The organism is Heyndrickxia acidiproducens DSM 23148 (genome assembly GCF_000374345.1).
GTDB classification, from domain to species: Bacteria; Bacillota; Bacilli; order Bacillales; family Bacillaceae_C; genus Weizmannia; species Weizmannia acidiproducens.
In genome coordinates, this window is sequence record NZ_KB894058.1 from 1 (window position 1) to 5,918 (window position 5,918).

General features: G+C 39.6%; 7 protein-coding genes. 1 reads left to right on the top strand and 6 read right to left on the bottom strand.

Annotation, left to right across the window (positions count from 1 at the left end; genetic code table 11):
• Positions 1-419 precede the first annotated feature (419 nt).
• From C232_RS0117880 to C232_RS18995, 3 genes are all read right to left on the bottom strand, one after another.
• Entirely contained in the window at positions 420-1,361 is a 942-nt protein-coding gene (locus tag C232_RS0117880) for a YqhG family protein (RefSeq protein WP_018665477.1), read from the bottom strand.
• A 14-nt stretch (positions 1,362-1,375) separates the two neighbouring features.
• Entirely contained in the window at positions 1,376-1,978 is a 603-nt protein-coding gene (locus C232_RS20335) for a DEAD/DEAH box helicase (RefSeq protein WP_235801559.1), read from the bottom strand.
• Positions 1,979-2,046: 68 nt separating this feature from the next.
• Positions 2,047-3,408: a DEAD/DEAH box helicase gene (locus C232_RS18995; RefSeq protein WP_235801560.1), complete on the bottom strand. Its 1,362-nt coding sequence runs from the start codon at positions 3,406-3,408 to the stop codon at positions 2,047-2,049.
• A gap of 188 nt (positions 3,409-3,596) precedes the next feature.
• On the opposite strand from C232_RS18995, the gene C232_RS0117890 reads away from it, so the two are divergent.
• Positions 3,597-3,818: a YdbC family protein gene (locus C232_RS0117890; RefSeq protein ID WP_018665478.1), complete on the top strand. Its 222-nt coding sequence runs from the start codon at positions 3,597-3,599 to the stop codon at positions 3,816-3,818.
• Between the two features lie 622 nt (positions 3,819-4,440).
• Here C232_RS0117890 and C232_RS0117900 read toward each other — a convergent pair.
• From C232_RS0117900 to C232_RS0117910, 3 genes are all read right to left on the bottom strand, one after another.
• Positions 4,441-4,944: a hypothetical protein gene (locus C232_RS0117900; RefSeq protein WP_018665480.1), complete on the bottom strand. Its 504-nt coding sequence runs from the start codon at positions 4,942-4,944 to the stop codon at positions 4,441-4,443.
• A complete protein-coding gene (locus tag C232_RS0117905; protein ID WP_018665481.1) occupies positions 4,945-5,469 on the bottom strand; it encodes a sigma-70 family RNA polymerase sigma factor in 525 nt (174 codons plus the stop codon).
• A 208-nt stretch (positions 5,470-5,677) separates the two neighbouring features.
• On the bottom strand, positions 5,678-5,918 hold a 241-nt coding region (locus tag C232_RS0117910; RefSeq protein WP_018665482.1), incomplete at its 5' end, for a transposase.

Genomic DNA, 5,918 nt, shown 5'->3' on the forward strand with positions numbered 1-5,918 from the left:
TCCTGCAGGCCTAACCAATCGGACCTTTACTTTATAAAGCGGAGGCGGCTGTTCATCGACGTACGGACTGGAAGGGCTCTGACTGAGATAAAGGAAACACGGTGAGTGGTTTTTTACGAACCGATGTTGACTTATCGCAGGGAAGAGACCAGAAGTACGCTAGTCGATAGGAGCCGCAGCTGGATTGGGCAGTTTGATCTCCCACCTATCCTTCTTCGTACCTTGAATCTTGAGGTGGGAGTCTTACTGCCCGTTATGTTGGGATAAAATGCAGGAAGGTCTGGTGCCCGGGTATTGATGCTGTATTTGTAATGATTCATCCCTGCTATGAACCGGTAACGTTTATGATTGCGCCATTTGTCTGGTCTAAAGTGTAAAGAAACAGGGTGGCGTGCAGAACTTTTACGTCTGCACGCCTATTATTCCATGTTTTTTAGAATTGGATTATAATACACTGTCCGTTCTTCATCTTCCAAATGGTGCTGGATTTTGATATTGTATTGAAGCAGCGGAATAAAATAGAGGAGCCCGTGGTCTAAGGTGATTTCGACTTTTCCGTTGTATTTTTGGATCATTTCCTGGAGCTGTTTGTCTTTTTCCAATTCAATGGCTCTGGATCTATCTGAAATCTCATTTTTCTTTTCCAAGCTTAAGCCTTTCCTTTTGGCTTTCTTGTTATTTTCCGCCAATAATTCTCTGTAATAAGATTCAATTCTATCCAAGTCTTTTTGCATGGGTGCTTCTTGTGTTCGCCGTTTGTTTTCACGTTCTGTCTCATTCCGGATGTATTGAAAGGCTGTTTTAAACGCTTCATCTATATTGATTTCACCGGGTATCGGATATGGATAGACAGGTTGATCATGATAGAAAATACGGTTTTGTTCCTGCTTCATCGTGTCTGATACTTCTCCAGTGAGAAGATTCACCCATATTTGATCGGTTTTTTCATCTTTTTCATCTGTTACAAATGTGACACGAAATTGGAAAACCGCCCAGCAGCCAAGCACACGTGCCTCCTCAAGAATCGTAATTTTTTTGTATTCAGGATAGGCTTCTTGTAATTTCTTTAGCGGGTTTGCGAGGCTTAATCGTTCTACTTCGGCAAAACGGTTAGTTGATACGGCTTCCCGGTTGACAATCGTAAGCAACTGTTCCAGTGTATAGCTTCCGAAAGTGATAAACTCAGATTGGGGGTTTTCCTGGGCGACCTCATAGTCAAAAGAGAGATCAAATTCAGTTCTGTTTTGGAAGTAATGGCTGTATTCTTCAGGTATCAGGACATGGCATAGCGCATATTCAACCGGATCCACGATACCCCCGATCCCTTCCAATACATCTGTTACAAATTTTTGCAAGTCCATCCGCTAAACCTCCATTAAAATAAGGTTTCATCTAATTTCTTCTGCTTCGCCAGTTTTCGTTTATTCTCAAGCAGTTTTTCACCAATTTGATCCAATTCTTTTTCCATTTCTGCTTCATCCTTTGACTTGACCCAGGCGCCCATCATCAGATCCGAGAAATCTTCCTTTTCTTCAATGTCGCCAAGAATTGCATCCACTTCTCCAACGACAAGCTCAAACATATTAATCTTTCTGTCTAGTAAATTAAGAATATAGTCTTCAATGGTACCTTTGGCCGCTAAATTATAGACAACAACATCACGCTTCTGGCCAATCCGGTGAATCCTTCCAATTCTTTGTTCAATCGCCATAGGGTTCCAGGGCAAATCAAAATTGACCATCCCGTTGCAAAACTGCAGATTCCGCCCTTCACCGCCAACCTCCGTACTGACCAGCACATCAGCATCAGCCTTAAAATAAGCGACTTGTGCTTCTTTTTCTTTCCGCTTTAGGCCGCCGTGAAACTCGGCAACTTTAAATCCATTCTTTTGAAGCACACTTGTTAGAAAAGTTTGCGTAGATTTGTACTTCGTGAATACAATCATTTTATCGCCGAACGTTTTTAAAATATGAATCAACTGAACAACTTTCGGGCTGTTCTGAGCTTCATCTTTTGCAATTTTTTCAGCTGCTTCGGTGAATACGGTTAATTTTTTCTATTAAATATAGACACTTTTTCAGATTTGAGAAGATTGTGTAAAGAACCGAGAATAGCGGTAAAAGTGCTGCCCATTTGTTCTTGCAGGCTTTTTAGCTGGAAATGACTGATTTCCGGCCTTTTTTCCTGGTACTGGTTGCGGATAAAAGTGCTGATTTCTTCATACAGCTTTTGCTGCGGTACGGGCAGTTCTATCATCTGTGTAAAAGCTTTCCGCTTCGTGAATTGTACATCCACATTGCTTCTTTTATTGCGGATCATGACATCACCGAGCAGTCCTTTTAATGTTTCGGCATTTTTCACCTCAATGCCGTCATGGCTTTCGACAAAATTCTTTTTGAAATAGCTGTATGTTTTTAATTGGCCCGGTTTCAAAAGTGTAGTTAAATTATATAATTCTTCAAGATGGTTTTGCACCGGTGTGGCTGTTAAAAGGAAAATATACTTTTTATTGATGTTATTGACAAACTTCCATGCTTCTGTACTGCGGTTTTTTAAGTGGTGGGCTTCATCAACAATGATCAAATCGTAATGCTGTTGCAAGATCACTTCACGATGGTTTTTTCTTTTGGCAGTAGTGAGTGAGGCAATCACCTTATTGTGGGAAGCCCAAGCGTCTGCGCCCTGGCTTTTAAAAGCCGGATCATCTGCTTTAATGAAATCCTGATTGAATTTCCGCTTCATTTCATTTTCCCACTGCTGGACGAGAGAGGGAGGCGTTAAAATCAGTATTTTCTTGGCAAGGCCCCGCATAATATACTCTAACATGGCCATCCCGGCTTCAACTGTTTTTCCAAGGCCGACTTCATCACAGAATAGTGCGCGGCCCTTAAACCGGTGCAGCACGGATTTTACAGTTTTGAGCTGGTATTGGAAAATTTCTGCATCCCGGATATAAGGCAGACAAACGAGTTGATCATCATTCGAACTGATTTGAAAATCTTGTGCGATTTGATATAAATAAAACCATTTATCGGCGGTATGCTTCATACTGGACATGGCCTGAAAAACGGTTTCCGCCTGTTTTCGGTTAAAAAGCGGCATGCCCATTGCGTTTCCATCTAACTTGGAATGCGGTGGGGAAGAAACTTTGATCACCCCGTCATCAAGCCGTTCAATGAACAGGTAATCCGCATCGTATAGGGCGAAAAAGCCTTTGATTCCCCTGCCTTTTAAAAGCCGTTCCTCCCAGCTAATAGAAAATTTCCTTGAGACACTTGCATCATTTACCATGGAAAAGGTATCAGGTAGATCTTCAATCTGATGGAAAAAATGCATCAGACCTTCGTCCATTTCCATCGCATTCAAGTCAAAGAGATCTTTGTCCAATTTGAAAAGGTATTTGTTCAATGAAATCATCTGCCTTTGGTTGATTATTTTTTATTATATCATGGAAAAGAGAATTAGTAGAAAGTTGTGTTAACGTCGGGTTTGTCCATCACAAGAAATCCGCTCCGGCGTATTGATTTCCGGGTGAAAATCCGTCAGTATGAAAGTAACATTTCCAAATTCTTATCATAAAAAAGGTGGTAATAGATATGGCAGACTTTAAATACGAAATCAAGGAAGCGCTTGGAACAATTTCGGAATCCCCAAAAGGATGGACAAAAGAACTGAATTTAGTCAGTTGGAACGGAAAAACGCCGAAATTTGATTTACGCGACTGGGCGCCGGAGCATGAGAAAATGGGAAAGGGGATTACACTGAATACGGAGGAGCTGAAGGCGCTGAGGGATTTGTTGAATCAGATAGAATTGTAAAGGAACGCTCGCAAAAGATTGAGACGTGAATGTTGGCGGTGCGGCTGTCGACTTTAGGAAGGAAAAACGGCGTCTCTGGTCGATCATAAGGGGAACGAAAACCCGTGCCGGAAAAAACCTGCGTGCGCGGTCGATCATAGGGGGAGTGAAAGCCCGCGGTGGAGGAAAATCCACATTCATGGTCGACCATAAGAGGAATGAAAGCCCGCGGTGGAGGAAAATCCGCGTTCATGGTCGTTCATAAAGGGAGTGAAAGCCCGTGCTGGGAAAAAACCTGCGAGCGCGGTTGATCATAAGAGGAATGAAAGCCCGCACTGGAGGAAAACCGGCGTCCCTGGTTGATCATAAGTTCTTTGGTTGATGTTTTTTATAGCAATTCTTTTGTATCCAAGGTAGGATTATAAAAGATAGATGATGCTTTTTTCTAATTACAGAAAGATTTAGAGTCATGGATAGGAAAATAAACCCTATTTAGAGCGTTATACCTCCTAAGTAGAAGAGTAAGCGTAAAATAATCCCCACCTGTTGGATGGGAACTATTTTACGCTTACTTTATTCCTACCATAATTTTGATCCACTTTCGCTATTTTGGTCCCACCAAAATCAAGTACTTACAAGGCAATTAATTATCATTAAAGTTTCCTTCACTTGATTTGGTGAAAACCTCATATTCATTTTTATCTTTTCCTTTTGCAAGAATGATGTCCTTGTTTTCTGCGGAAAAATAAATAGATGTTCCTACCTCTAAATAATTTGACGATAGATTATCTTCTGGTAAGGCGTTTCCTGTTAATTTTGTTTTCACTTCGCCGATTTTATCACCTATTGTATAATCCGATGAATTTAGGTTACTGTCCAAGACATAATCTGTATTGTCAATTCTAAGTATTGCAATGGATGAACCTATCTCTTTTTCGGCTATATCCCCATTCTGTAACATGCCGGTTAAATTTGAAAATAGTAATAAAAGTAATGCAAACGCTGCAACTATGGTTGGAATTGCAATCAATGTCCATCTTCGTTTTGGCTTCCCCATTTCAGACTTTGCCTTTAGAACCCCAGCCTGGCTTTTGTAATGAAGATTCTTGGGTAGTTTAATCTTATTGACCTCTTGTTTTAGTTTCATTTATAAATTATCTCCTTCCAGAAATTCTTTTTTAAGTTTTTTTAAAGCCCTGTAAAGTATGGACTTAGCTGTTCCTAGGGGGATTTCTAAGATTTCTGAAATTTCTTTAAAGGTGTAATCCTGATAATACTTTAAAAGCACTACGCTTTTTTCTTTCTCATTCAAATCGTCAATTATGTTTTTTAACGTCAAATTTAAAGGAATATCCTCGGTCATAATGCTGATATTTTCTATATATTTCTGATTTAATTTTGATACACGTTTGTTCATTTTAATTAAGTTGACTGAACAACTAATTGTGATTTTAATTATCCAGGTTTTAAAATACTCCGGATATTTTAATGTGTGTACTTTTTTAAATGATTGGTATGCCACCTCTTGTACAACATCTAATGCGTCATTCTCATTCTTTAGATAAATATAAGCCATTCGATATATATCTTTTTCGTACTTTTTGAAGGCTTCCAAAAACGCATCACCATCGCCTTTTTGGGCTCTTTTAATATGTTTAATAATAAAAATCACCCTTTCCTTTAACCCCTATATATATATTAGACAATTGAAACCTTTATTTGGCTTAATTAATTTTTAAAATTTCCGATAAATGAAAAGGATTTTAAAGATGTATGTAGAATATTATATCTTAATCTGTGTACTTAATTTTAAAAAACGGAGGGGAAATTGGGTCAAGTCTTTTTTTGTGTGTAAATTCCTCTCAGTCGGGATAGAGTAATTAACCCGAATAAATGTCTGTCGCTTTGTTGGATTGGTCAGACGATTTCGGTTGTTTGGCTTTCCATTCAAAATAGTCTTCCATCTTCAAATAGCGGCGTCCTTCTGCCCATTTTTCATCCTTTTCCATGAGAACAGAACCCATTAGCCGGATTACGGAATCCCGGTTAGGAAAAATACGGATAACCTGTTCCCGACGGCGAAATTCTTCATTGAGTCGTTCCATGCCGTTTGTCGTTCTC